22 protein-coding genes are annotated in these 24,926 nt (G+C 69.3%); 12 read left to right on the top strand and 10 right to left on the bottom strand.

The window, feature by feature from the left end; all coding sequences use genetic code 11:
- Nucleotides 1-34 precede the first annotated feature (34 nt).
- The 7 genes from D0D37_RS01355 to D0D37_RS01325 all read right to left on the bottom strand — a co-directional run bounded on the left by D0D37_RS01355 (nucleotide 35) and on the right by D0D37_RS01325 (nucleotide 9,069).
- On the bottom strand, nucleotides 35-1,222 hold the full coding sequence (locus tag D0D37_RS01355; protein ID WP_116198637.1) for a saccharopine dehydrogenase family protein: 1,188 nt from the start codon (nucleotides 1,220-1,222) through the stop codon (nucleotides 35-37).
- Entirely contained in the window at nucleotides 1,215-2,552 is a 1,338-nt protein-coding gene (locus tag D0D37_RS01350) for an NAD(P)/FAD-dependent oxidoreductase (protein ID WP_116198636.1), read from the bottom strand. The genes D0D37_RS01355 and D0D37_RS01350 overlap by 8 nt, the downstream gene beginning before the upstream one ends.
- A 37-nt stretch (nucleotides 2,553-2,589) precedes the next feature.
- Nucleotides 2,590-3,789: a saccharopine dehydrogenase family protein gene (locus D0D37_RS01345; RefSeq protein ID WP_116198635.1), complete on the bottom strand. Its 1,200-nt coding sequence runs from the start codon at nucleotides 3,787-3,789 to the stop codon at nucleotides 2,590-2,592.
- 136 nt (nucleotides 3,790-3,925) lie between these two features.
- Nucleotides 3,926-5,032, bottom strand: coding sequence for an NDMA-dependent alcohol dehydrogenase (locus D0D37_RS01340; RefSeq protein WP_116198634.1), 1,107 nt, complete (start codon nucleotides 5,030-5,032; stop codon nucleotides 3,926-3,928).
- 197 nt (nucleotides 5,033-5,229) lie between these two features.
- On the bottom strand, nucleotides 5,230-6,123 hold the full coding sequence (locus tag D0D37_RS01335; RefSeq protein ID WP_116198633.1) for an NAD(P)-dependent oxidoreductase: 894 nt from the start codon (nucleotides 6,121-6,123) through the stop codon (nucleotides 5,230-5,232).
- 34 nt (nucleotides 6,124-6,157) lie between these two features.
- On the bottom strand, nucleotides 6,158-7,405 hold the full coding sequence (locus D0D37_RS01330; protein WP_116198632.1) for a cytochrome P450: 1,248 nt from the start codon (nucleotides 7,403-7,405) through the stop codon (nucleotides 6,158-6,160).
- Nucleotides 7,406-7,512: 107 nt separating this feature from the next.
- Nucleotides 7,513-9,069 carry an AMP-binding protein gene (locus D0D37_RS01325; protein WP_162834035.1) on the bottom strand — a complete coding sequence of 519 codons (1,557 nt, stop codon included), beginning with the start codon at nucleotides 9,067-9,069 and terminating at the stop codon, nucleotides 7,513-7,515.
- A 217-nt stretch (nucleotides 9,070-9,286) separates the two neighbouring features.
- Between D0D37_RS01325 and D0D37_RS01320 the strand changes: the two genes are divergently transcribed.
- Nucleotides 9,287-10,630 carry a flavin monoamine oxidase family protein gene (locus D0D37_RS01320; protein WP_116198653.1) on the top strand — a complete coding sequence of 448 codons (1,344 nt, stop codon included), beginning with the start codon at nucleotides 9,287-9,289 and terminating at the stop codon, nucleotides 10,628-10,630.
- A 71-nt stretch (nucleotides 10,631-10,701) separates the two neighbouring features.
- On the opposite strand, the gene D0D37_RS01315 is transcribed toward D0D37_RS01320, so the two are convergent.
- Entirely contained in the window at nucleotides 10,702-11,859 is a 1,158-nt protein-coding gene (locus D0D37_RS01315; protein WP_116198630.1) for an acyl-CoA dehydrogenase family protein, read from the bottom strand.
- A 251-nt stretch (nucleotides 11,860-12,110) separates the two neighbouring features.
- Here D0D37_RS01315 and D0D37_RS01310 point away from each other — a divergent pair, with 251 nt between their 5' ends.
- Genes D0D37_RS01310 through D0D37_RS01300 form a run of 3 tightly spaced genes read left to right on the top strand, consistent with a single transcriptional unit; the run spans nucleotide 12,111 to nucleotide 14,761 of the window.
- Nucleotides 12,111-12,314 carry a ferredoxin gene (locus D0D37_RS01310; protein WP_116198629.1) on the top strand — a complete coding sequence of 68 codons (204 nt, stop codon included), beginning with the start codon at nucleotides 12,111-12,113 and terminating at the stop codon, nucleotides 12,312-12,314.
- A gap of 5 nt (nucleotides 12,315-12,319) precedes the next feature.
- On the top strand, nucleotides 12,320-13,495 hold the full coding sequence (locus D0D37_RS01305) for an NAD(P)/FAD-dependent oxidoreductase (protein ID WP_116198628.1): 1,176 nt from the start codon (nucleotides 12,320-12,322) through the stop codon (nucleotides 13,493-13,495).
- A gap of 27 nt (nucleotides 13,496-13,522) precedes the next feature.
- A complete protein-coding gene (locus D0D37_RS01300) occupies nucleotides 13,523-14,761 on the top strand; it encodes a cytochrome P450 (RefSeq protein ID WP_116198627.1) in 1,239 nt (412 codons plus the stop codon).
- A gap of 63 nt (nucleotides 14,762-14,824) precedes the next feature.
- Here the strand turns inward: D0D37_RS01300 and D0D37_RS01295 are convergent, their stop codons facing one another.
- Both D0D37_RS01295 and D0D37_RS01290 read right to left on the bottom strand, forming a co-directional pair.
- Nucleotides 14,825-16,198 carry an NAD-dependent succinate-semialdehyde dehydrogenase gene (locus tag D0D37_RS01295; protein WP_116198626.1) on the bottom strand — a complete coding sequence of 458 codons (1,374 nt, stop codon included), beginning with the start codon at nucleotides 16,196-16,198 and terminating at the stop codon, nucleotides 14,825-14,827.
- A gap of 118 nt (nucleotides 16,199-16,316) precedes the next feature.
- Nucleotides 16,317-16,859 carry a TetR/AcrR family transcriptional regulator gene (locus tag D0D37_RS01290; protein WP_244223335.1) on the bottom strand — a complete coding sequence of 181 codons (543 nt, stop codon included), beginning with the start codon at nucleotides 16,857-16,859 and terminating at the stop codon, nucleotides 16,317-16,319.
- A 185-nt stretch (nucleotides 16,860-17,044) separates the two neighbouring features.
- Between D0D37_RS01290 and D0D37_RS01285 the strand changes: the two genes are divergently transcribed.
- The 8 genes from D0D37_RS01285 to D0D37_RS01250 all read left to right on the top strand — a co-directional run bounded on the left by D0D37_RS01285 (nucleotide 17,045) and on the right by D0D37_RS01250 (nucleotide 24,847).
- The gene (locus D0D37_RS01285) at nucleotides 17,045-18,262 is read left to right on the top strand and encodes an acetyl-CoA C-acetyltransferase (protein ID WP_116198624.1); all 1,218 of its coding nucleotides are present in this window, start codon (nucleotides 17,045-17,047) and stop codon (nucleotides 18,260-18,262) included.
- Nucleotides 18,259-19,014, top strand: a complete 756-nt coding sequence (locus tag D0D37_RS01280; protein WP_116198623.1) for an SDR family oxidoreductase — start codon at nucleotides 18,259-18,261, stop codon at nucleotides 19,012-19,014. Before D0D37_RS01285 ends, D0D37_RS01280 begins: the two co-directional genes overlap by 4 nt.
- An 84-nt stretch (nucleotides 19,015-19,098) precedes the next feature.
- Nucleotides 19,099-19,857 (top strand): SDR family oxidoreductase, encoded by a 759-nt coding sequence (locus tag D0D37_RS01275; RefSeq protein ID WP_116198622.1) that lies wholly within the window; start codon nucleotides 19,099-19,101, stop codon nucleotides 19,855-19,857.
- Entirely contained in the window at nucleotides 19,854-20,306 is a 453-nt protein-coding gene (locus D0D37_RS01270; protein WP_116198621.1) for a MaoC family dehydratase, read from the top strand. The genes D0D37_RS01275 and D0D37_RS01270 overlap by 4 nt, the downstream gene beginning before the upstream one ends.
- Nucleotides 20,306-21,331, top strand: a complete 1,026-nt coding sequence (locus D0D37_RS01265) for a phosphotransferase family protein (protein WP_116198620.1) — start codon at nucleotides 20,306-20,308, stop codon at nucleotides 21,329-21,331. The genes D0D37_RS01270 and D0D37_RS01265 overlap by 1 nt, the downstream gene beginning before the upstream one ends.
- Entirely contained in the window at nucleotides 21,331-22,563 is a 1,233-nt protein-coding gene (locus D0D37_RS01260; RefSeq protein WP_116198619.1) for an acyl-CoA dehydrogenase family protein, read from the top strand. Before D0D37_RS01265 ends, D0D37_RS01260 begins: the two co-directional genes overlap by 1 nt.
- Nucleotides 22,560-23,735: an acyl-CoA dehydrogenase family protein gene (locus D0D37_RS01255; protein WP_116198618.1), complete on the top strand. Its 1,176-nt coding sequence runs from the start codon at nucleotides 22,560-22,562 to the stop codon at nucleotides 23,733-23,735. Before D0D37_RS01260 ends, D0D37_RS01255 begins: the two co-directional genes overlap by 4 nt.
- Nucleotides 23,732-24,847 (top strand): acyl-CoA dehydrogenase family protein, encoded by a 1,116-nt coding sequence (locus D0D37_RS01250; RefSeq protein ID WP_116198617.1) that lies wholly within the window; start codon nucleotides 23,732-23,734, stop codon nucleotides 24,845-24,847. The genes D0D37_RS01255 and D0D37_RS01250 overlap by 4 nt, the downstream gene beginning before the upstream one ends.
- Nucleotides 24,848-24,926 lie beyond the last annotated feature (79 nt).

The raw sequence follows: 24,926 nt of genomic DNA, 5'->3' as shown, positions 1-24,926 counted from the left end.
GAATTCGCCTCGCGGCCGGGGCTTTCCGCTGTGCTCAGGAGATCGGTCCTTCGCGGACGATCAGCAGATCGTCGACCGAGTCCACGGCCGGTTCGACGAACTCCAGGAACACGGAGAAGAAGTCCCGCGGCTCGATGACGCCTTCCGGTGCGTGCACGCCCGGCTCGGCGATGCGGCCCTGGCGGAGCAGTTCGAGCCCGACGGCCAGCGCCGCGCCAGTGCCGCCGCCCATCTTGCCCGGCGGCATGGAGGCGGGCTCGATCGAGACCGCCAGGGGTTCGCCGTCGCGTTCTCCCCGGGCCAGCGCCCACACCTGGTGAAGCGGGTCGCGGGTCCGCGGCGTGCCTTCGGGCGGGCCGGGCATGTCTTCGAGCCGGCTGGCTCCCTCTGCGAGAGACACGCGGCCCGCATCGTAGTCCGCCGCGACAGAGCGGGCGTGGTCGAAAACCCAGGCCGGACCGGACGTGAGGTTGGTCGAGTTCACGACCGTGGGGAAGTAGCGAGGCAGCGTGATCGCTTCCGGGTGCCCGACTGTGTAAGCCTGAACCTGGCCTTTGCCCGGGTAAAGCAGCTCGACGGGAGCGATGGGTTCGATGTCTTTCTCCGCGCCGTCGCGGTAGGCGCGGATCGAGCCGCTGATCTGGATCAGCCAGTGCTCGACCGCCGCACCGGCTCCTCCGGCCGACGGGTAGGCGGGTTCGTCTTCGAGCACGGCGCCGCGCATCGACCAGCCGGTGAAGATCTCGGTGACCTTGTCGAGTCGGCGGGCAGCCGCGACCGCGGCGAGGTTGGAGATGCCGGGGCTGCCGCCGATGCCCTTCACGACGCGCAGGCCCTTCTGCCGGGCAGCCGCGTCGAATTCGAACGCCTCGACGGTGGATTCCCAGTCGTCGTCGATGTCGAGGTAATCGCAGCCGGATTCGACGGCGGCTTCGACGATCGGCCGGGCGAACTTCGAGAACGGACCCATGGTGTTGAGGACGACGTCGCAGTCCGCGAACGCCTCGCGCAGCGCAGCCGGGTCGGTAGCGTCCAGGCGCACTGCCTCGCACGGACCGCCGACCTCGTCGGCCAGTTGCTGAGCGCGCGCGAGGTCGAGGTCGGCGATGAGGAGCTTGCGCGCGGAGCCGAGCTTGGCGATGCCGCGCACGGCCCAGCGGCCCATCGCGCCGGCTCCGCCGACGATGATCACGGTGCCAAGAGGCGGATTCTGGTCAGACACGGGTGCTCCTTCGGATCTTGTCGCGGTTCAACAGTTGGTCGGCTCGGTCGAGCGTGCGGTCGGCGAGCCAGCCCAGGCGCAGCGTCACCGGGTTCACGACGCCGGGAGCGAACCGGGGCGACTCGCGCCAGACGGCGGCGAGGTCGTCGTGCGTGCCTTTGTCGCAGAGCCGGTCGGCGAGCAGGGTGCCGAGGTACGGCGCCTGGGGAAGCCCGTGGCCGTTGCAGGCCAGCGAGTAGTGCACGCGGGGGCTGGCCTGTCCCGCGACGGCCATGTTGGAGGGGGTGAGCCCGATCCAGCCGCCCCAGGCGCGCGCCGGTGCGATGCCGGCCAAGGTGGGGAAGCGTTCCCGGAAGCCGCGCATCAGGTCGTCGACGACCGCCTGGCCGGGCATCCGGTCGGCGCGTGCCCGGCGCGCGGTCTGCAGGCTGCGCGTGGTGAAGACGATGGTGCCGCGGTCCGTGGTCCGGAAACTCTGCATCACGAAGTGGTTCGTCGTCATCGGGACGCGGCTCGTCCAGCCCGCTTCGTCGAGTTGCGCGGCGGAGACCGGCTCGGTTTCGACGGCGGTCACATACACCGGCGTGCTGAGGTTCCTCGGCGTGATCGGCAACTGGTTGGCGAACGCGTTGACGGTCAGGATCGCTTGGCCGGCAAGGATTCTCCCGCCGGGAAGGTCGATCCGGACGGTGTCGCCGGTGTCGATGACGCCGGTGACCGGGCTCTGCTCGAAGACGCGGACATTCGAAGCGCGAACCGCCTCGCGGACGCCGAGAGCGAACTGCCCCGGGTTGAGGATGCCGCCGACTTTGACGTGCATTCCGCCCGGAAACGCCGGGGGGATGCCCAGCTGCTGAGCGTCGCCCACGACGGATCGGCGGCCTGGCTTGGCGTGCGCCGCCATCTTGCGGAACGCGGCGACGGTCGGGGCGGCCGCGATGTTGCCGGTCGGGCGGTAGCCGCACTCGATCCCGCGGCCGTCGATCAGTTCCTCGGTGAAACTCACGGCATTGGTGGCGAACCGGTACAGATCCCGAACGCGGTCGCGGTAGAAGGTCTTCAGGATCCGGGGATCGCTGCCCAGCGTCGGCGTGAGGTACCCGGCGTTGCGCGCGCTGGCTCCCCAGCCGCACAGGTCGGCCTCGACCAGCACGACGTCCCGGCCGAGTTCGGCGAGCCGGAGCGCGGCGGCCATCCCGCCGAGCCCGCCGCCGACGACCGCGACGTCGCAGGACGTCTCGCCGGACAGAGCCGGCTCGAGCGTCTCCGGCCGGTCGACCCAGCCGCTGCCCGAGAGATAGGCGACGGACGATCCGCCCGCGTTGTCCATTGTGGTCACTCGATTCGCTCGTCTCTGCGCGGATTGGTCAACGGTCGAGGATTTCGGTGACGACCTCGTACACCTCGGCGCCGGGCGCCGGCGGTTCGGGCGCGAACTTCGCCAGCTCGGCGAAGAAGACCTTCGGATCGATCGCGCCCTCGGGGCCGTGTACGCCCGGCTTGGCGGCCTGGCCGCGTGCCGACATCAATGCCGCGACAGCCAGCGGGATGCCGGTCATTTCGCCCATGTTCCCCTCCGGCTGCACCAGTGCCTGCGCGCCGATCCGGACCCGGGAGCCGTCCTTGACGCCCTCCGCGACGGCGAAGATGTTGCTGGGCAGGTTCGGCGACGGACCCGCGGCCTTGCCGCTGAGGTTCGGCTGCCGCAGCAGTTCGTCGGAGGCCTGCCGGACATTCAGCTCGCCCGCACGGACGCGCTCGGCGATCCGGCCGATCCCGTCCATGAGGCCCCGGCGCGCGCTCATCACGTTCAGGGACTCCCGCACCTCGGGCCGGACCCTGGGCAGGGTCAGCGGTTCGGGGTGGCCGCACACCCAGACTTGGTCTTCGCCGTGTCCGGGGTACGCGAGCGTCCGTTCCTCGAGCGCGTGCGCGTCCACGAGGCCGTTGTCGCGCCAGACCTTGATCGGCTCGGTGCAGTTGTGCACCCAGTGCTCGATGGCCGCGGTCGCCTCGGGGAACTCTTCTCCTTCGCCGGGCCGCGGGAAGTGCGCGGCGGAAGCGCGCCACGACGTGTAAACGCGGTCGACGGTGTCGCACTCGGCCATCGCCAGCACCGCGAGCAGGTTGCTGGTGCCCGGACTGGCGCCCATCCCGATCACTGCGGTGACGCCGGCCGCGCGGGCGGCGTCGTCCAGTTCGAGCATCTCCAGGGTGGGTTCCCAGTCGTCGCAGATGTCAAGATAGTCGGTGCCGGCGGCGATGGCGGCGCTGAGCACTTCGCGGCCGAACCGGTAGAACGGGCCGGCACAGTTGAGTACGAGGTCGACGTCGGAGAGTGCCTTCGCCAGTGCTTCGGAGTCCGAGATGTCGAGCGCGAGAGCCGTCGCCTTCGACCCGAGCTTGGCCGCGAGCCGGGCTGCCTTCTCCTCGTCCCGGTCTGCGATGACGAGTCGCTCGATCTCGGCGGCGCCGGCGAGAACGCCGCACGCGTACGCGCCCATCTCCCCGGCGCCGCCGGTCACCAGAACGTGCTTGGCGCCGTGCGCGGAATCTGTCGAAGTCATGGCCGCATCGTGGCGGGGAAGCGGGTGCGAGAGCGGTCGCGACGGACGCAGTGTGCCCGGCTGGGGGAGCAGCGGCGAACGGCACGCGAGCGGACTTTTCCTTGCCCGGCATGTCGTTTCGCCGCTGCCGTCCCGGCTAGAAGGTCACCACGCCGCGGATCAGCTCGCCGGCGAGGAGGTCGTCGTAACCCTGGTTGACCTCTTCGAGGCGGTATTCCCGGGTGACCAGCTCGTCCAGTTTGAGCTTGCCGGTCTCGTAGAGGCCCAGCAGCCGCGGGACGTCGGATTGCGGGTTGAACTGGCCGAAGATGCAGCCCTTGACCGTCTTCTGGAACATCGCCAGCTGCGCGGCGGGGAGCTGGATGCTCAGGTCGTCCCACGGGCCCATGGCCGTGACCGCGACAGTGCCGCCCTTGCCCACGACGGTGAAAGCGGCCGTGACGACCTCCGGGCTGACGTCGCCGACGATGACCATGGCCGACTCGGCGCCCTGGCCGTGGGTCATCTCCCACACCGACTCCAGCGCCTGGTCCGCGTCCGCGAACGCGTGCGTCGCGCCCAGCTTCAGCGCGGTTTCGCGCTTGAACTCGACCGGATCCACGACAACGACGTACTTCGCGCCGGCCGCGGCCGCGCCCTGGACCGCGTTCACGCCGACTCCGCCCGCGCCGTAGATCACCGTCGTGTCGCCCGGGCGGACGCCCGCCACGTTGACCGCGGTGCCCCAGCCGGTCGGGACGCCGCAGGAGGTGAGCACTGCGCGGTCGAGCGGGAGGGCAGCGTCGATCTTGATCACGGAATGCTGGGAAAGCGTGCCGTACTGCGAAAAACTGCCGACCGAGCACATGCCGCCGGCGTCCTCTCCGTTCAGCTTGAACCGGAAGGTGCCGTCCGGCAGCTGCCCGTCGAGCAGGTTTTCCCCGAGATCGCACAGGTTCTGCTTGCCGCTGCGGCACCATCGGCATTCGCCGCAGCTCGGGATGAAACTCGCCAGCACGTGATCGCCCGGCTTGACCTTGGTGACGCCCGCGCCGACCTCCTCGACGACGCCCGCGCCTTCGTGGCCGCCGACGATCGGCAGCCGGGACGGGAAATCGCCCTTGAGCAAATGGAGATCGGAATGGCACAGGCCCGCGGCGGCGTACCGGACGAGAACCTCGCCCTCCTTCGGGCCGGTCAGGTCGAGTTCGACGATTTCGAAGGGCTTGCCGACCTCGGTCAGCACCGCGGCAGTGGTTTTCATCGCGTTTCCTCGGATTGGCTCGTTCGTGGGGGACGGCGAATCTAGGCCGGTCGTGCCCGCTCTCCGCCCCGTCCTGGCGGGGAATGCCCGGACGGGGGAGCCGCGGCCGCGGGGTTTGCCGTCCGTGAGGGGAACCCTGAGGGACTCTGATTCCGTCAGGGTTCCCCTCACGGACTTGAGCAAGCGGGCATTCGGGGTCAGGAACTGACGCGGGCGACCTTCGTCGAGGCGAAGAACCCGAGACTGCCCAGACCGGCTTTTTCGGCCTCGGTGAGGTTTTCCACGGCCGCGGCGAGCAGCCGGGCCTTGTGGCCCGCCGACTGCATGGCGCCGACCGTGGCGCGGCAGCCTTCGGCATAGACGCTGAGCGTGGCCGTCTCGGTCTCGTGCTGGCCGCTCGCGATGGCTGCCACCGCTTCCTTGGCGGTACCGGCCAGGGTCTGGAACGCCAGCTCGCTGATCGCGTTGAGCGTCTCCGGGTCGACGCCTTGGTCGAGCGCGTAGGTGGATGCTTCGACGTACGCGCTGAGCGCAGCGGAGTAGAACCCGCCGATGATCGCGGCGTCGAGGACGCTCGCCGCCTTCACGTTGTCCGAGACGAACATGGAGTACGGCCCGGGTGCGGTCAGGGTTTGCTCGTGCTCGGCCCATGCCTCGGCCGAGCCCGAGTAGAGGACCATGCCCTCGTCGGTGCCGACCTGCTGCGGGTAGCAGAGCACCGCGCCGTCGAGGTAGCGAATGCCGCGGGCGTCGGCCCACGCCTTCAGCTCCTCGGCGTCAGCGGGAGTGCCGGTGCCTACGTTGACGAAGGTGGTCCCGGTCCAGTCGGAGGCAGCCGCGATGGCTTCGCCAGTGGTCGCGTAGGTGGAGGTGACAGCCACTACGAGTTTCGAGGACCGGACGATTTCGCCGATGTCCGCCACGGCGCGCACGCCGTCGGCTTCGAGTGCTTCGGCCTTGGCCGGGGTGCGGTTCCAGGCGGCGGTCCGGTGGCCCTTGGCGGCGAAGTTGCGGGCGAGGGCGGAGCCCAGCAGCCCGCAGCCGAGGACGGCCACGTCGTAGGTCTTCGTCGTTGAAGAGGTGTCAGTCATGGATTCTCCGTGTTCTTTCGGTGCGGCGGACGGGTCAGGCCTTGCGGGGACCGAGGCGTACCGGGAGCGATTGACGCTGGTTGGCGAAAAACGACGCGGTGAACGGCGCGTCCCCGGCGATCTCCATTTCGGGGTAGCGCTTGAGGGTTTCTTCGATCATCACCCGCAGTTCGAGCCGGGCCAGTGCGTTGCCGAGGCAGAAATGCCGGCCGCCGGCCCCGAAAGCCAGGTGTTCCGGGTTCCGGGTCACGTCGAAGCGATCCGGGTCCTCGTAACGGTCTTCGTCGCGGTTCGCCGACGGGTACCACATGACGACCGAGTCGCCTTCCTTGATCTGCGCGCCGCCGAGTTCGACGTCCTTGGTCGCGGTGCGGCGCATCAGCGCGAACGCCGGGAACATCCGCAGCGCCTCCTCGACCACGTTCGGCACCAGCGACGGGTCGGCGAGGACCTTCCGGCGTTCGTCCGGGTTCTCCATCAGCGCGATCATCGCGCTGGTGTAGGTCGCCATCGTGCTGTCGTTGCCCGCGGCGAACAGCAGCAGCATGCCCGCGATGATCTCGTCGTCGGTGAGCTTGTCCCCTTCGACCTCCGCGCCGACCAGGATGCTGATGAGGTCGTCGCCCGGGTTGGCCTTGCGGTCCTCGACCAGCGCCACGCACTGCCCGATCAGGTCGGGGATGAAGACGGTCAGCCACTCCTCGAGCCCGCCGGGGTTGAAATGCGGGTCCTCGAGGGCGATGTAGCGGCTGATGTTGTGGATCCAGCGGGCGTCGTCCTCTTCGGGAATGCCCATGAACCCGTGGATGACGCGGGCGACGATCGGCTTCGACACGTCGTTGACCAGGTCGCAGGAGTCTTTGCCGTCGAGGCGGTCGAGCACGTTCTTGACCGCCTCGACGACCCGGTCCTCCTCCGCCGCGATGCGGTCGCGGGTGAAGCCCTCGAGGAACAGCTGCTTGAGCCGGTCGTGCCGGGGCGGGTCGAGGTTGATCATGTCCGTCTTGGCCAGTTCGACCAGGTCCTCGGGCATGCCGTGCCAGGTCAGGTCGACCGCTCCCTCCCGGTGGGAGGAGAACGTCTTCCAGTCGCGGCTGACGCGCGCGACGTCGTCGGCTTTGGTGACCGACCAGAAACCGGCCGCCTCGGGCATCCCGGCGATGCCGGCCGAGTGGTGCACCGGGCATTTGCCGCGCATTTCGGCGAAAACCTCGTGCGGCGGGCCGGCGGCCCACAGCTGCGGGTCGGCGACTGTGAAGCCGGGGTCGTCGAGTGTGCTCATCGTTCCTCCGCAGTGACGTAGCTAACGCTGATGCGCGCGAACGTAGATCCAGGGACCCGGCGCCAGCGGGGACCGGCTAGGTCTCGGCCCGGTTGGGGGAGGCCCCGTCAGACCTTTTCGCCGTCCCACGCCGCCCCGGTGACGCCGCGCGCGCGGACCTGGTCCTTGTTCACGCGCTGGGTCGGCGTCTTCGGCAGCTCGTCCACGATCTCGATGAAGCGCGGGACGGCGTGCTTGGGAAGGTCGGCGGCGAGGAAGTCGCGCAGCGCCGCCGGATCGCATTGCCCGCCTTCGTGCTCGACGACCAGAAGCGCGACGTCCTCCTCTCCGAGGTCCGAGGGCACTCCGATCGCCGCTGCCTCGCGCACGTCCTCGTGCTTGTTGGCGGCGCACTCGACCTCCCAGGCCGACACGTTCTCGCCGCGCCGGCGGATGGAGTCCTTGAGCCGTCCGATGTAGTAGAGGAAGCCGTCCTCGTCGGCGCGCATCCGGTCGCCGGTGTGGAACCACAGGTTCCGCCAGGCGGCGACCGTCGCCTCCGGCTTGTTCCAGTAGCCGGCCATGACGGTGTGCGGTTCGCGGGGCCGCAGGATCAGCTCGCCGACCTCGCCCTCGGGCACCGGCTGGTCCTGGCTGTCGACCAGTCGCACCTCCAGGTCGGGGGTCGGCCGTCCCACCGAGCCGATCCGGTTGTGCGCCGGCGTGTTCTGGGCGATGCACAGCGCTTCGGTCATGCCGTACATCTCGATCAGCCGGACGCCGAACCGTTCTTCGAACGCGTTCTGGAGCGCCGCGGGGGCTCCGCCACCGGTCCCGATGACGGCAGGGTGGTCGCGGTCGGCGGCGCTGGGCTCGGCGGAGTACAGCATCGAGAGCATCGTGCCGAGGTAGCCGAAACACGACGCGTCGGCCGCGCGCACCTCGTCCCAGAACCGGCTCACGCTGAACCGCTTGCCGAGAGCCAGCCGTCCGCCGGTGAGCAAGGCGCCGAGGACGTAGGAGCGGGCGTCGGAGTGGAACAACGGTTCCGGCGTGTAGGTCGTCTGCCCCGCTTGCATGCCGAGACCGGTGGCTCCGCGGCGGGCCCACGTGATCTGGTAGGCGTGGGGAAGCAGCACGCCCTTGGACGGACCCGTCGTGCCGGACGTGTAGATCATCGTCGCGATGTCGCTTTCGAGCGGTGGCACGACCGCGCCGCCGCGGCCCAGCTCCCGAAGCTCGTCGAAGGTCAGGTGCCGGGTGCCGGGCCCGAACGGCAGCTCGCCGTCGTCGGGATCGATGAGGACCGCGAACTCCGGGGGCTCCGGAACGACCGCGGCGACTGCGCGCAGATAGGCCGGAAGCCCGATGACCACCCGCGGGCCGCAGTCGCGGACGAGATACTCCAGGAACGCGCCGCGCGCTTCCGGGTTGACCGGGACGTCGATCATCCCGGCACAGTCCACCCCGAGCCAGGCGACCACCGTCTCGAGCCGGTTGTCCGACACGATCAGGCCGCGGTCTCCCCGGTCGAGACCGAGCGCGCGCAGGCCGGCGGCGATCGCCGTGACCGACCCGAACAGATCCGCTCGCGAGCATTCCTCGCCGTCGATCAGCAGAACCGGAGCGTCCGGGGCCTGCTCGGCCTGCTCCTTCAGCACGGCGAAAACGGTGGCTTCACCCACAGCGGAATTCCTTCCCAGCGATGTTTCTCGGCAGTGCGCGGCGCATCGGCCCGGACGGCAGCAAACCGCGCGAATCGCGCGCAGGGACGTGCTGCTGCCCAAGCGGTGCCCGGCTGGGGGAGCACCGTGTCATCCCCCAGCCGGGCCCAGTGTCGCCGGGCCGGCTCCGCGCAGCGGCCGCCGCACGCACGATCGCCCGGTGCAGAGGGACAAAAACGTGCGTGAACAGCAGTGTGAAGTCGTTGTCATCGGCGCCGGCGCGGCCGGGCTGGTAGCCGGGTCGACACTGGCGGAATCGACGGACGTCGTCGTGCTCGAATCCGCGGACCGGCCCGGCGGCCGCGTGGAATCCGTCCGGCACGGGGACTACTGGCTCAACATCGGGACCCAGTTCACCGAAGGCGCCGGGCCGTTGTTCGAGGTGATGGACCGCTACCGGATCGAGCGGGGCTCGCTCGCCGGCCGCAAGGCGGCGCTGTACCTCAAAGGCCGCATGGTGACCACGGACAGCCCGCCGCTGCTTCTCCTGCGCTCCCGGATGCCGTTGGCCGCCAAGGTGGAGCTGGCGCGGGTCGGCTTGCGCATCAAGTACGCCTACGCCCGGCTCTTCGGGAAGAACGCCGAGGCCGCCCGTGCGATGCGGACCCGCCTCGAATCGCGAACCGGTGCGGAGGCGCTGATGGCGGGCGTCCGGTCGCGCGAGATGACCGCGCTCTTCAGCGCGTGGTCCGGGCAGTGGATCGGCTGCGAGCCGGAGGAAACCGCGGCGACCCAGCTCGCGATCTCCATCGGAACCGCGTTGGAGAAGGCGGCGAAAGTGCCGAACTTCGCGCTGCCCGTCGGCGGGAACCAGACCTTCACCGACGCGCTCGCGAAAGACCTCGGCGACCGGCTGCGGCTCGGGTCCGAGGTACGGAAACTCACCTGGACCGACAGCAGCGTGACCGTCGAGTACGCCGACGAGGACGGTGCGGTGCGGTTGACGGCCAAGCGCGCGATCGTGGCGACTCCGGCCGACTGCGCCCTCGCGGTCATGCCTGACCTGCCGGACGCTTACCGCGCGGCGTTGTCCGACATCGAGTACGGCCGGTATGTCCTCGCCGGCGTCTTCACCAAGGAACAGGGTTCACAGCGATGGGACGACTACTACGGCATCTCGACGCCGGAGCTGTCCTTCCAGATGGTGTTCAATCACGCGGCGCCGCAGCGCGTCGAAGGTCCGCGGAAGCCGGGCGGTGCGCTGGTTCTGCTGTCCGGAGGGGCCGCCGCCGATGCGCTCTCCCGGCTCTCCGACGAGGAAATCGAGGATGCGTTCCTCCGCGACCTGGTCCGGTTGTTCCCGGAACTCGACGGCGAGATCGACCGCGTGGTAGTCAAGCGGCAGCCGCGGGTGGTCTCCTACTGGAAGCCGGGCAAGCGGGACGCGTCGCAGAAAACTCTGCGAGTGCCGGTCGGTCCGATCTGGTTCGCGGGCGACTACCTCGGCGATCCCTCGCTGGCGGCCGCGGCGGCGTCGGGGCAGCGCGCGGCCCGGAAAACCTTGCAGAGCCTGGAATCGTGACCTGACCCGGCAGAACAGGAAGACCGCCGCGGCTTGGCGCCGCGGCGGTCTTCCTGGAGAAGAGACGGGGGTCAGAGACCCATGTCGTGGGCGATGATCAGCTTCATCACCTCGGACGTGCCGCCGTAGAGCCGGTTGACCCGGCTGTCCGCGTAAAGCCGGGCGATCGGGTACTCGTTGATGTAGCCGTAACCGCCGTGCAACTGCAGGCAGCGGTCGATCACGCGATCGGCGACCTCCGTGCAGAACAGCTTGGCCGAAGCCGCCTCTGCCGGGCTCAGTTCGCCCGCGTCGAGCGCCTCCAGCGCGCGGTCGGTGACCGCTTCCGCCGCGTCGACCTCCGCCTTGCACGCGGCCAGCTCGAACTTCGTGTTCTGGAACGTCGCGACGGGTTTGCCGAAGACCTTCCGGTCCGCGGTGTAGGACTGGGCGAGCGCGACGGCCGCCTTCGCCTGGGCGTACGCGCCGTGCGCGATGCCCCAGCGCTCCGAGGCGAGATTGTGCCCGAGGTAGGAGAATCCCTTGTCCTCCTCGCCCAGGAGGTCCTCGGCGGGAACGCGGACGTCGGTGAACGCGAGTTCGGCGGAGTCGGAAGTGCGCAGCCCCAGCTTGTCCAGCTTGCGTCCGACCTGGTATCCGGGCAGCGACGTGTCGACGGCGAACAGGGAGAGGCCGAACCGGCGGTCGTCCTCGCGGGGCGGGCTGGTGCGGGCGGCGACAATCACGCGGTCGGCGTTGACGCCGCCGGTGATGAACGTCTTGGCCCCGTTGAGGACGTAATGCGTGCCGTCTGCGGAGAGCTTGGCGGTGGTGCGGATGCCGCTCAGGTCGGAGCCGGTGCCGGGTTCGGTCATGGCGAGCGCCCACATCTGCTCGCCGGTGACGAACCCCGGCAGGTACCGCTGAAGCTGTTCGTCGGTGCCGAGCAGCTTCAAGTACGGAAGGGCCAGCAGAACGTGACAGCTGGAGCCGCCGAGCAGGACCCCGACCCGGGCGATCTCCTCGTATTCGATCGCGGTGAACTTGTGCGTCGTCAGTCCGGCGCCGCCGTGCTCCTCCGGCACCGAGATGCCGAACAGGCCGAGTTCGCCCAGGTCCCGGTACAGCTGGCGGGGGACCCCGCCGGCCGCGAACCACTCGTCGTAATGCGGGACGACTTCCGCTTGCAGGAAGGCTCTCAGCGTCTTGCGGAAGGACTCGTGGTCTTCGTCAAACACAGTGCGGTGCATGGAACCTCAGCTTGTTCGGGGGAGTCCGGCGCGGCCGGCGGCGCGCCCGCGGCGTCCGGGAATCTAGGCAGCGGTCCCGGTTGCTTGGCGGCCGTCGCGCGTGCTCGTGCCCGGGTGGGGGATGAGCGGAGCCTGGTCCGAGCGCACGGACACCCCCGGTCGGGCATTCTTTGCCCGCGCGGGCGCGGGCGCCCGCCGGGAACGCTCCACACTTTCCGGCCAGGTCCGCCGGAACGCAAGGAGAGCACATCATGGCGCTGACGCTCACGATCGACCTCGAAGGATGCACGGGCTGTGCTTGCTGCATGATGGAATGCCCGGATCTCTTCGACATCGACGACGAATCCGGCCAGGCCGTCCTTCTGGAACCGCACCCGTCCGACGACCGCCTCGACGAGGCTGAACGCGCGGTGCGGTCTTGCCCCGAGGGCGTCATCACGTTGGGGAAGGGCTGACGGCGATGGACCGCATCGTCGTGGTCGGCGGCTCGGTGGCGGCGGTGAACGCCGCCGACGGGCTCCGGCGCGCCGGGCACGAGGGCGAGATCACGCTGGTGAGCGCCGAGAACGTGCTGCCGTACGACCGTCCTCCGCTGTCCAAGGACGCATTGCGCGAGGGACAGCAGCACGCGGCCCTGCTGATCAAAGAGCCCAGCTGGTATGAGGAGAACGCCGTCGGCGTCTCGCTCGGCGCGGCGGCGGTCGGCCTTGACGCTGCCGGGAAAACGGTGTTCCTCGAAGGCGGCCGGGAGCTGTCTTACGACGGCTTGGTCGTCGCCACCGGATCCCGGACCCGGCCGCTGCCGGTCCTCGAAGGCGTGCCGGGCGTCCACGAGGTGCGATCGTTGTCGGATTCGCTGAGACTGCACGAGCACCTGCTGCCGGGCCGTCATCTGGTGGTGATCGGTGCCGGCTTCATCGGGCTGGAAGTCGCCGCCACGGCCCGGAAGATGGGGCTGGACGTTTCGGTCGTGGAGATCGCGCCGGTCCCGCTGACCCGGGTGCTCGGCGCGGAACTCGGCCGCTGGTTCCAGGACCACCATGTCGGGCACGGGGTGAACCTGCACTGCGGCACCGGAATCGAACGGATCGAGAGCGCGCCGAACGGGAACCGGGTCCGCCTGGCCGACGGCACGGTGCTGGCGGCCGACCTCATCGTCGCGGGTGTCGGCGTCCAGCCGGCAACCGGCTGGCTCGACGGCAGCGGCGTCGAAGTCGAGAACGGCGTGGTCTGCGACGAGACGCTGAGGACGACCGCACCGGACGTGGTGGCGGCCGGCGACCTCGTGCAGTGGCCGAACCGGCTGTTCGGCGAGACGATGCGGGTCGAGCAGTGGCTGAACGCCGTCGAGCAGGGCGCGCACGCGGCCCGGACACTGCTCGGCGAGAGCGAGCCGTTCGCCCCGGTCCCGTACTTCTGGTCGGACCAGTTCGAGGCCAAGGTCAAGTTCGTGGGCCACGTCAGCGGCGACGACCAGGTGAAAATCACGAAGGCGGACGAGAAGTCGCTCGTCGCGATGTTCGGGCGCGGCGACCGGCTCCGCGGGGTGCTCTGCGTGAACGCGCCGCGTCAGCTGGCGCTCGGCAAGCGGGCCATTCTGGACGGCGTGTCCTGGGCGGACGCCGTCGCGACTTGACCGGCATCGACGGAACTGGAGAAACCCATGGGCACGGACGGAATTCCGGAAAACCTGACCCTGGCCGAATTCGGCTTGTGGACAGACGGTCCCCCGCACGGGACCTTCGCCGACCTCCGGGCGAAGTGCCCGGTGCACTGGTCGCCGGACATCCCGGTCCTGCCCGAGGAAGAGGGTTTCTGGTCGCTGACCAAGGCGGACGACATCGCCGCGGTGAGCCGGGACTGGAAGACGTTCTCCTCGGAGCGCCAAGGGATCGACATCACCAACCACCAGATCCCGCTGGAGTTCGCGCGGGCCGAGTTCATCGGCATGGACCCGCCCAAGCACGACCGGATCAAGCAGCTTTTCCTCAAGGGCTTCACCGCGCAGAAGATCGCCGAACACGAGGAATGGATCCGGGCGATCGTCGTGTCCGTGCTCGACCGCCTCGACGGCGAGGAGACCTGCGACCTGGTGAGCGCGGTTTCCCAGCCGATCGTGGCGCGGGTGATCCACCGGCTCCTCGGCATTCCTGAATCCGAGGATGTCAAGTGGGCCGGTTACATGAAGCGGTACATGGGGCGCGACGACCCGGACCTGAACCCCGGCGGGATCGACGCATACGTCAACGAGCTGCTGCCGACGCTGATGTCGGAGGTCTCCGAGATGATCGAGGCGCGCCGGGCGCATCCGACGGACGATCTGATCAGCGTCCTCGTCCACGCGGAGATCGAGGGCGAGACGCTTTCGGCCGAGGAGATCATGTACGGCACGTTGCTGCTGATCGGGGCGGGCAACGACAGCACGATGGCGACGTACGTGAGCGCGGTCAAGGCGCTGATCGAAAACCCTGGCGAACGCCGGAAAGTGCTCGACGATCCGTCTCTCGTCCCGAGCGTGGTCGAGGAGGCGTTGCGGATGTTCCCAGCGTTCTCGATGATGCGCCGCACCGCGACGAAAGACGTCGAGATCCGCGGCCAGCTGATTAAAGAAAACGACAAAGTCGTGATGTGGTATCCGTCGTCGAACCGCGACGAAGACCGTTACGAGGACCCGGATCGCTTCGACGTGACCCGGAACCCGGAGCACCAGGCGTTCGGGGCCGGAGGCAGGCATTTCTGCCTCGGCAACGCGTTGGCGCGACTGGAACTGCGGCTGATGCTCGAGGAGACGCTGAAACGCTACCCGGAGATGGAGATCGTCGGCGACGCGCCGCACGCCGAGTCGTTCTTCGTCAATCAGGTCAAGGCATTGCCGGTCCGGCTCGGCCCGCGGGTCGGCTGACGCACGCAACACCGCCGCTGCCCGGCGAACGAGCAGCGGCGGTGCTGTGTTTCAACCGGTTCTTCAGCCCGCGGTCCGGATGAGCTTGCGATTGACGAACTCTTCCGCGCCGAGCCGGCCGAGTTCGCGCCCGAACCCGGACAGCTTCACGCCGCCGAACGGCAGGCCGGGTTCCTCGGCTCCGACGAGATTGACGTAAACCATTCCGGCTTCGAGCTGGTCCGCGACCCGCTGCGCCTGCTCCGGATCGGTGCTGAACACGTAGGAGCCGAGCCCGAACGGAGTGTCGTTCGCGACCGCGATCGCTTCCTCTTCCGAGTGCACGCGGTACACATTCGCGAAGGGCCCGAAGAACTCCTCTTTGGCCGCCGCGTTCCCAGCGTCGATGTCGACCAGGACAGTGGGAGCGAAGAAAGCCCCGTCCCGCGTACCGCCCAACGCGACCCGCGCTCCTCCGTCGACGGCGCGGCGCAGTTGCTCCTCGAGCCCCTCCGCGGCACCGACCGAGGAGACCGGACCGAGCACTGTGTCCTCGGCGGTCGGTGAAGCGGGTTCGAGCTGGGCCAGCGTCGCGGTCACCTTCGCGAGGAACGCGTCGTAGAGATCGTCCATGACGATCCAGCGCTTCGCGCCGTTGCACGCTTGGCCCGCGTTGTCGTAGAACCGGGCGCCCAGCGCGGATTCCACCGCGGTGTCGAGATCGTCGGTGCTCAGCAGGAGGAACGGGTCCGAGCCGCCGAGTTCGAGGACCGCCTTCTTGAGGTGCCGACCGGCGGTCGCCGCGACGTGCGCGCCGGCCTTCTCCGAACCGGTGACCGACACTCCGGCGACCCGGGGGTCGGCGATGATCGAGTCGATCTGGGCGTAGGTGGCGTAGACGTTCTCGTAGGCGCCGGCCGGAAAACCGGCGTCCAGCAACAGCTGCTCGATCGCGGCCGCCGACTCCGGGCACTGGGACGCGTGCTTGAGCAGAATCGTGTTGCCGGCCATCAGGTTCGGCGCGGCGAAGCGGGCGACCTGGTAGTAGGGGTAGTTCCACGGCATGACGCCGAGCAGAATGCCGACGGGCTGCCGCCGGATCACCGCGGTGCCTTCGCCCCACTGAAGCGGGACCGGCTCGTCGGCGAGGAATTCCGCGGCGTGCTCGGCGTAGTACTCGAAGATGGCGGCGGCGAAGTCGACTTCCAGGACGCCCTGGTTGGTCGGCTTGCCCATTTCCCGGCTGATGACGAGCGCCAGCTCGTCCCGGCGCTCGGCGAACAGCGCGGCCGCTTTGCCGAGCAGCGCCGCCCGGTCGGAGACCGACGACGAACGCTGCCACTGGCGGTAGGCGGACTCGGCGCGGTCGAGCTTCGCGGCCAGCTCGCCGTCCGACAGCGCGGCGTACTCCTTGAGGGTCTTCCCGCTGGTGGGGTCGACAACGGCGTAGGTGCTCACGTCATCCTTCTTTCTCGATCGCCGGGCGCGTGGCGTCCACCCTGGGCGACCCGATGCGCGGCCGGGCTTTCGTCTCTCAAGGAGTGCCTGGCCGGGGGATGCGCAGCCGGGCCGGCGATCAGGTCCGAGGCGCTCCGCCGGCCAGGCGCAGCGCCAGGCCGGCATACCGGTCGGCGATCTGTTCCGGGGTCCAGCGGCCGCCGTCGCGGTACCAGCGCACGAGATCGATGCCGAGCGAGAGGATCGCGGCCGCGGTGAGGTCGACGTCGGGCACGTCGAACGCGCCCGCCTCGACACCGCGGGCGACAAGCCGGCGCATCTCGTCGTCGATCGCGCGCCGGATGCCGCGGATCTCGGTGAGGTGCTCGGGCGCGAGAGCGGCGAGTTCGTAGTTGACGATGCGCGCGCCCGTCGGGCTGCTCGCGTGGTGCAAGGCGAAGTCGTGCATGGCCCGGTGCAGCGCTTCGGCCGGATCGGCGGTGGTTGCGATCGCCGTCCGGACGAGGCGGAGCGTGGTTTCGTGTCCGTCCTTCGAGATTTGGTACAGCAGCTCTTCTTTCGATTTGTGGTGCACGTACAGCACTGCTGGGCTCTTTCCGGCCGCGGCGGCGATGTCGCGCGTGGTGGTGCCGTGGAAACCCTTGTCCGCGAACGCTTTCACCGCCGCTTCGTGGAGGAGGGAGCGAGTGTCTCGGGGGTGCTCTGGAGTGTCCGGCACGGGTGGTCCTCTCGTCGGGCCGCCGGGGCATCCCCCAGCCGGGTGCGACGTCGCGGGTGCGCCGCGGGAAGCGCGGCGGTGCGGCCTAGCTTGGCATAAGCGAGCGCTTAGTCAAACCAGGAGAGCACATGCCCGAAGCAGTCATCGTCGCCACCGCCCGCTCCCCGATCGGCCGGGCGGGCAAGGGATCGCTCAAGGAGATCCGGCCCGACGACCTCGCTGTCCAGATGGTGCAGGCGGTGCTCGGGAAGGTGCCCGAGCTGGACCCGCGCGACGTCGCCGACCTGATCCTGGGCTGCGGGCAGCCGGCCGGCGAGTCCGGCAACAACCTGGGCCGGGCGGTCGCCGTCCTGTCCGGATTGGACCACCTGCCCGGCGTGACCGTGAACCGTTACTGCTCAAGCAGCCTGCAGACCACCCGGATGGCCTTCCACGCGATCAAAGCCGGGGAAGGCGACGCCTATCTCTCCGCCGGGGTCGAGACGGTCAGCCGCTACGTCAACGGCACGGCCGACATCGCCGACGCGCAGAGCCCGGCCTTCGCCGACGCCCAGGCGCGCACCGAGAAGCGCGCCGCTGGCGGTGCGGAAGCGTGGACTAACCCGCGTGAGTCCGGGGAGCTGCCGGACCTCTACGTCGCGATGGGGCAGACCGCCGAGAACGTCGCCCAGGTGCTCGGCATGTCCCGCGAGGAACAGGACGCCTTCGGCGTCCGCAGCCAAAACCTTGCCGTGCAACGGATCGAAGAGGGCTTCTGGGCTCGCGAGATCACGCCGGTGACGACGCCGGACGGCACGGTCGTCACCGCCGACGACGGCCCGCGGCCGGGCACGACTCTCGAGGGCGTCAGTCAGCTCAAGCCGGTGTTCCGTCCGGATGGGACGGTGACGGCCGGGAATGCGTGCCCGCTCAACGACGGTGCGGCCGCGCTGGTGGTCATGAGCGACACCCGCGCGAAGGAACTCGGCCTCACGCCGCTGGCCCGGATCGTCTCCACTGCGGTCACCGCGCTCTCGCCGGAGATCATGGGGCTGGGCCCGGTCGAGGCGGTCCCGGCGGCGCTGAAGAACGCCGGTCTGGCTCTCAGCGACATCGATCTGGTCGAGATCAACGAAGCGTTCGCCGTGCAGTCGCTCGGTTCGGCGCAGCAGCTGGGCATCCCGCTGGAGAAGCTGAACGTCAACGGCGGCGCGATCGCCGTCGGCCACCCGTTCGGCATGACCGGTGCCCGGATCACCGCGACCCTGATCAACTCCCTGCAGTGGCACGACAAGCAGTTCGGCGTCGAGTCGATGTGTGTCGGCGGCGGCATGGGCATGGCGATGGTGCTGGAGCGGCTGTCGTGACCGGCCGGTTCGCGGGCAAGACCGCGATCGTCACCGGGGCCAGCCGCGGCATCGGGCTCGCCGTCGCCGAACGACTGGTCGCCGACGGTGCGCGAGTGGTCATCACCGCCCGCAAGCAGGAAGCATTGGACGAAGCGGTCGCGCGCCTCGGCGGCCCGGAAACGGCACTGGCGGTCGCGGGCAAGGCGGACGACGCCGAGCATCAGGCGGACACGGTCCGGCAGGCGATCGACACCTTCGGCAGCGTCGACTTCCTGGTCAACAACACCGGGATCAACCCGGCCTACGGGCCGCTGGTCGACCTTGACCTCGCTGTGGCGCGCAAGATCGTCGAAGTCAACTGCGTCGCCGCCGTTTCCTGGGTGCAGCACGCGTACCGCTCCTGGATGCGCGAACACGGCGGCGCCATCGTCAACGTCTCGTCGCTCTCCAGCGTCCGGACGGCCCCGAACATCGGCTTTTATGGGGCCACCAAAGCGATGCTGAATTCCCTGACGGAATTGCTCGCGGTGGAACTCGGGCCCGGCATTCGCGTCAACGGGGTCGCTCCCGCGGTCGTGAAGACGAAGTTCGCCACCGCGCTCTATGAAGGACGCGAGGAGGAAGCCGCGCGGGCCTATCCGTTGAAACGGCTCGGCGAGACCGAGGACATCGGCGGAGCGGTCGCGTTCCTGCTCTCGCCGGACGCTGCCTGGATGACCGGGCAGACCGTCGTCATCGACGGCGGCGTCAGCCTCACCGCGGGCGAATAGCGGGGGTCTCGTGAGTGGCGGCGCCGGTTAGAACCGGCATAGCCACTCACGAGACCCGGCCACCACCATCGACAGGAGTCATGCATGACCACCACCCGCCGTACCGCCATCGTCACCGGCGCTGCCCGAGGCATCGGTGCCGGTGTCGCCGAACGCCTTGCCGCGGACGGATTCGCGGTCGCCGTACTCGACTTGGACGAGGCGGCGTGCGCGGCCGTAGTCGCCCGGATCGCCGAAGCAGGCGGCACCGCGCTCGCTGTCGGCGTCGACGTCTCCAATGAGGAAGCGGTCGAGGCCGCCGTCGCCCGTGTCGCCGCTGAACTCGGCGACCCGGCCGTGCTGGTCAACAACGCCGGGATCCTCCGCGACAATCTGCTGTTCAAGATGACGGCTGCGGACTGGGACGCCGTGATGGGCGTCCACCTGCGCGGATCCTTCCTGATGAGCCGGGCGGTCCAAGGGTTCATGACGAAGGCCGGCTGGGGACGCATCGTGAACCTGTCCAGCACTTCGGCGCTCGGCAACCGGGGCCAGGCCAACTACGCGGCGGCCAAAGCCGGTCTGCAGGGCTTCACCAAGACCCTCGCCCTGGAACTGGGCAAGTTCGGCGTCACCGCCAACGCGATCGCACCCGGCTTCATCGAGACGGAGATGACCAAGGCCACCGCCGAGCGGATGGGCGTCTCCTTCGACGACTTCCGGACCGCCGTGGTCAAGGACATCCCGGTCGCCCGCGGCGGTCTGCCCGCCGACGTCGCGCACGCGGTCTCCTTCTTCGCCAGTGAAGGCGCAGGATTCGTCTCCGGCCAGGTGCTCTACGTGGCGGGCGGGCCGAAGGCGTGAAGACCTTCGACGGAGTCGCGGAGCTGGAACAGGCGGTCGGGAGCCATCTCGGGTACTCGGACTGGCATTCCATCAGCCAGGAGCAGGTCGATGCCTTCGCCGGGGCGACTGGGGACCACCAGTGGATTCACGTCGACCCCCAGCGGGCGGCGTCGGGCCCGTTCGGCACGACCATCGCGCACGGATTCCTCACGCTCAGCCTCGTTTCGATGCTGAGCTGGCAGGTCTACCGGATCGACGGCGTCTCGGCCGGGCTCAACTACGGGGCCGACCGGCTGCGCTTTCCCTCGCCGGTGCCGGTCGGCTCCCGGGTGCGGGCGGGTGTCGAACTTCTCGGTGTCACCCCGAAGACGATGGGCTATCAGGTGACGACCCGGGTGACCGTCGAGCGCGAGGACGGCGGGAAACCAGCTTGCGTCGTCGACCTGCTCGCGGTCGTGGTGCCGTGATGGGGCAGGAGTCGTTGCCGGACCTTGATCTCGACCGGTTGGGGGAGTGGTTGCCGACCGCGGTCCCGGAGGCCGGTGCGGACCTGTCGGCGCGATTGATCGCGGGCGGCAAGTCGAATCTGACCTACGAGGTGAGCGACGGCGTCCGCACGTGGATTGTCCGTCGCCCTCCGGTCGGTCACCTGCTGGCCACCGCGCACGACATGGCCCGCGAGTACCGGGTCCTGGCCGCCCTCCAGAACTCGGCCGTACCGGTGCCGCGGACTTTCGCGCTCTGCCGCGACGAGGCGGTGCTCGGCGCACCGTTCTACGTAATGGAACGGGTCGACGGACGGCCGTACCGGTTCCGGGCGGATATCGCGCCGTTGGGTCCACAAAGGACTCGGGCAATCGCCGAATCGTTAGTCGACACACTGTCCGCGCTGCACGCCGTCGACCCGTTCGAGGCTGGGCTGGCCGACTTCGGCCGTCCGGGCGGATTCCTTTGCCGCCAGGTGAACCGGTGGAAGCGGCAGTTCGACGCTTCGCATACCCGGGACCTGCCGCGGGTCGACCAGCTGTACATCGCGCTGCTGTCCGAGGTGCCCGCCGAATCCGCGACCGGCATCGTGCACGGTGATTTCCGGCTCGACAACGTGCTCGTGGACGACCAGGACCGGTTGCGGGCAGTGATCGACTGGGAAATGGCAACTCTCGGCGACCCGTTGACCGACCTCGCGCTGATGCTCGTCTACGGCCGCCTCGGCGAGACCGCGGCCGGGAACCAGATCGTGGATGTCGCGTCGGCACCGGGGTTTCTGTCCGAGCGCGAGATCATCGAGAGGTACGCCGCCGCGAGCGAACGCGATCTTTCCCGGTTCGGCTTCTACCTCGGCCTGGCGTCGTTCAAGCTGGCCGGAATCGTGGAGGGCATCCATTTCCGGTACGTCAACGGGCAGACCGTCGGCGACGGTTTCGCGGACGTCGGTCAGTCGGTCGAACCGCTGCTCGAGCGCGGCCTGGACGCGATGAGGGAGTACCGCTGATGGAATTCCAGTACGACGCCCGCACCGAAGAACTGCGCGCCGAACTGCTCGACTTCATGGACAACCACGTTTATCCGGCCGAAGCGGTGTTCCCGGAGGAACTCGCGGCGCTGCCGGACCGCTGGGCGTGGGACAGCGCGCCGATCATGCGCGAGCTGCGTGCCGAAGCACGTCGTCGCGGTCTGTGGAATCTGTTCCTGCCCGGGGAGCACGGCGCGGGTCTCACCAACCTGCAGTACGCCCCGCTCGCGGAAATCACCGGACGCAGCGGGCATCTGGCACCCGCGGCGCTGAACTGCGCGGCGCCGGACACCGGCAACGCGGAAGTGCTGACCCAGTTCGGCACCGCGGAGCAGAAGGAACGCTGGCTCGAACCTTTGCTGGCGGGCGAGATCCGGTCGGCGTTCGCGATGACCGAGCCCGCGGTCGCGTCGTCGGACGCGACGAACATCGAGCTGAGCATCAGGCGCGACGGCGACGAGTACGTCTTGAACGGCCGCAAGTGGTGGATCACCGGCGCGATGAACCCGAACTGCCGGATCTTCATCGCGATGGGCAAGACGGACCCGTCCGCCGAACGGCACCGGCAGCAGTCGATGATCCTGGTTCCGCGGGACACGCCCGGGTTCTCCGTCGTGCGCGGCATGCACGTGTTCGGTTACGACGACCACGAGCACGGCGGCCACGCGGAACTCGTCTTCGAGAACGCGCGGGTTCCCGCCGCGAACCTGATCGCGGGCGAGGGCGACGGATTCGGCATCGCCCAGGCCCGCCTCGGGCCGGGACGGATCCACCACTGCATGCGGGCGATCGGCGTCGCGGAACGGGCTGTCGAGCTGATGTGCGCTCGCGCGGCGGAACGGGTCGCGTTCGGCAAGCCGCTCGCCGAGCAAGGGGTGATCCGCGACTGGATCGCCGAATCAAGGGTGCGGCTGGAGCAGCTGCGGCTGCTCGTCCTGAAAACCGCGTGGCTGATGGACACCGTCGGCAATCGGGGCGCGCACACCGAGATCCAGGCGATCAAGATCGCCACGCCCGCCACCGTGCAGTGGATCCTGGACAAAGCGATCCAGCTCCACGGCGCGGGCGGGCTCTCGCAGGACTTTCCCTTGGCCGCCGCCTATTCTGCCAACCGGACGTTGCGGTTCGCCGACGGGCCGGACGAGGTGCACAAGAACGCGCTGGCGAAGGCGGAACTGCGTCGCCAGGCGGAACGGAGGCAAGCGAAATGACGCCCGACGAACTCGCCGGAAAGGTCGCCGGTTTCCTCGCCGCGCACGACCCGGCGACCACTGAGCGCACCGAGTTCCTGCGGGCCCGGTTCTATGCCGGGCTGGCCTGGGTCGCCTTTCCCGAGGGGTACGGCGGTCTGGGGCTGCCGCAAGCGCTGCAGTCCGAAGTGGACCGCCGGTTCGCCGATGCGGGAGCGCCGACGAACCGGCCCGAGCGCAACGGCATCGGGCTCGGCATGGCGGCGCCGACGATCCTGAGCTACGGCACGACGGAACAGAAGGACCGCTTCTTGCGTCCATTGTGGACCGGCGAGGAGATCTGGTGCCAGCTGTTCAGCGAGCCAGGTGCCGGGTCCGACCTGGCGAACGTCTCCACCCGCGCGGTGCGCGACGGGGACGGGTGGGTCGTCAACGGGCAGAAGGTCTGGACCTCCGGCGCGCACAACGCGCGCTTCGCGATCCTGCTGGCCCGGACCGATCCGGACCAGCGCAAGCATTCCGGGCTCACGTACTTCCTGTGCGACATGACCGATCCGGGCGTCGACGTCCGCCCGCTGCGGCAGCTGACCGGCGAGGCCGAGTTCAACGAGGTCTTCCTCACCGACGTGCGGATTCCGGACAGCCAGCGGCTCGGCGCGGTCGGGGAGGGCTGGAAGGTCGCCAACGCGACGCTGAACAACGAGCGCGTCTCGATCGGCAAGTCCGCCGAGCGCGAGTCCGGCATGATCGGCGTCGTCGCCACTGCCTGGCGGGAACATCCCGAGAAACGGACGGCCGAGCTGCACGACCGTCTGCTCAAGCTGTGGGTGGAGGCCGACGTCGCGCGCGCCACCGGCGCCCGGCTGCGGCAGAAGCTGGCCCAGGGGCAGCCCGGACCCGAGGGGTCGACAATGAAGCTGACCTTCGCGCGGCTCGCCCAAGCGCTGTCCGGCCTCGAACTCGAACTGCTCGGCGAGGACGGCCTGCGCTATTCCGACTGGACTATGGTGCGGCCGAAGCTGGTCGACTTCACCGGCCGCGACGCGGGATACCGCTACCTGCGCGCCAAGGGCAACTCAATCGAGGGCGGCACCTCGGAAATCCTGCGCAACATCGTCGCGGAGCGGGTGCTGGGCTTGCCCGGCGAACCGCGCGTCGACAAAGACGTCCCCTGGAAGGAAATCCCGCGATGACCCCGGCAAGCGATCTCGATCTGCTCCCTACGGAGATCGAGGAGGACCTGCGCGCCAGCGTCCGGGACGTGCTCGCGGACCGGTGCGACCCGCACGCGGTGACGGCGCTGTACGACGGTGACCGAACGGTCGTCGGCGGCCTGTGGAAGACGCTGTCGGTCGATCTCGGACTGGCCGGCCTGCTGGTTCCGGAGTCTCGCGGCGGGCACGGCGCGTCGGCGCGGGAAGCGGCGGTCGTAGCCGAGGAATTGGGCCGGGCGGCCGCACCGGCTCCCTTCCTGACCAGTTCGGTGATCGCCACGACCGTGCTGCTGAACTCCGGTTCGCAGCTGCTCGACGAGCTGGCGGCCGGAAGCCGCACTGCCGCGCTGGCCGTGCCGTGGTCGACGGGTCCGTACGAGGTCCTCCCGGCCTTGACCTCGGACGGCGACCGCATCACCGGCACGGTCACCAGCGTCGCCGGAGCGCTCGAAGCGGACTTGCTCCTGGTGCCGGTGGCAACGTCGCACGGCATCGCAGTATGCGCGGTCGACGCTGACGCCGTCTCGACGGAACCGGTGGTGTCGTTGGACATGACCCGGCAGCTCGCCGACCTCACGTTCGACCGGGCACCGGCTTCGGTGGTCCTCGACGACGCGGAGCCAGCGATTCGGCACGCGCTCACGGCGGGGGCAGCACTCCTGGCGGCCGAACAGGTCGGAATCTCGCGGTGGTGCCTGGAGACGACTGTGTCCTATCTGAAGGAGCGGCGTCAGTTCGGCCGCGTCGTCGGCGGGTTTCAGGCGCTGAAGCACCGGCTGGCGGACCTGTACACCGAGATCGAGTCAGGATCGGCGGCCGCCGGTTACGCCGCGGCGACGCTGGCCGCCGAGGACCCGGACGTGCCGGTCGCAGCGGCAGTCGCACAGTCCTACTGCAGCGACATGGCGGTGCACGCGGCGGAGGAAGCGGTTCAGTTGCACGCTGGAATCGGGATGACCTGGGAGCATCCGGCGCATCTGTATTTGAAGCGGGCCAAGGCCGATCAGCTTGCGCTCGGGTCTCCGGGCGCGCACCGAGGCGCCCTTGCGCGCCTGGCGGATCTGCCCCCCGCCCCGGTCCGCTCCGACTGACCGCTGTCTCGGTGGGACCACTGGGCTCCAGCAGATGCGGCGCGTGATCTGCTGGAGCCCGTCGGCCAGTTGCACTGAC

The sequence above is a fragment of the Amycolatopsis circi genome (assembly GCF_003385235.1).
GTDB classification, from domain to species: domain Bacteria; phylum Actinomycetota; class Actinomycetes; order Mycobacteriales; family Pseudonocardiaceae; genus Amycolatopsis; species Amycolatopsis circi.
The sequence above is the reverse complement of the archived record's forward strand: the minus strand, read 5'-3'. Positions and strand labels throughout refer to the sequence as shown.

Bases quoted from the DNA above. Each gene is read 5' to 3' on its own strand.
- D0D37_RS01335 (WP_116198633.1), bottom strand. From the start codon at position 6,123: ATGACTGACACCTCTTCAACGACGAAGACCTACGACGTGGCCGTCCTC.
- D0D37_RS01250 (WP_116198617.1), top strand. From the start codon at position 23,732: ATGACCCCGGCAAGCGATCTCGATCTGCTCCCTACGGAGATCGAGGAG.
- D0D37_RS01350 (WP_116198636.1), bottom strand. From the start codon at position 2,552: ATGGACAACGCGGGCGGATCGTCCGTCGCCTATCTCTCGGGCAGCGGC.
- D0D37_RS01330 (WP_116198632.1), bottom strand. From the start codon at position 7,405: ATGAGCACACTCGACGACCCCGGCTTCACAGTCGCCGACCCGCAGCTG.
- D0D37_RS01300 (WP_116198627.1), top strand. From the start codon at position 13,523: ATGGGCACGGACGGAATTCCGGAAAACCTGACCCTGGCCGAATTCGGC.
- D0D37_RS01260 (WP_116198619.1), top strand. From the start codon at position 21,331: ATGGAATTCCAGTACGACGCCCGCACCGAAGAACTGCGCGCCGAACTG.
- D0D37_RS01345 (WP_116198635.1), bottom strand. From the start codon at position 3,789: ATGACTTCGACAGATTCCGCGCACGGCGCCAAGCACGTTCTGGTGACC.
- D0D37_RS01285 (WP_116198624.1), top strand. From the start codon at position 17,045: ATGCCCGAAGCAGTCATCGTCGCCACCGCCCGCTCCCCGATCGGCCGG.
- D0D37_RS01275 (WP_116198622.1), top strand. From the start codon at position 19,099: ATGACCACCACCCGCCGTACCGCCATCGTCACCGGCGCTGCCCGAGGC.
- D0D37_RS01310 (WP_116198629.1), top strand. From the start codon at position 12,111: ATGGCGCTGACGCTCACGATCGACCTCGAAGGATGCACGGGCTGTGCT.
- D0D37_RS01265 (WP_116198620.1), top strand. From the start codon at position 20,306: ATGGGGCAGGAGTCGTTGCCGGACCTTGATCTCGACCGGTTGGGGGAG.
- D0D37_RS01255 (WP_116198618.1), top strand. From the start codon at position 22,560: ATGACGCCCGACGAACTCGCCGGAAAGGTCGCCGGTTTCCTCGCCGCG.
- D0D37_RS01315 (WP_116198630.1), bottom strand. From the start codon at position 11,859: ATGCACCGCACTGTGTTTGACGAAGACCACGAGTCCTTCCGCAAGACG.
- D0D37_RS01340 (WP_116198634.1), bottom strand. From the start codon at position 5,032: ATGAAAACCACTGCCGCGGTGCTGACCGAGGTCGGCAAGCCCTTCGAA.
- D0D37_RS01305 (WP_116198628.1), top strand. From the start codon at position 12,320: ATGGACCGCATCGTCGTGGTCGGCGGCTCGGTGGCGGCGGTGAACGCC.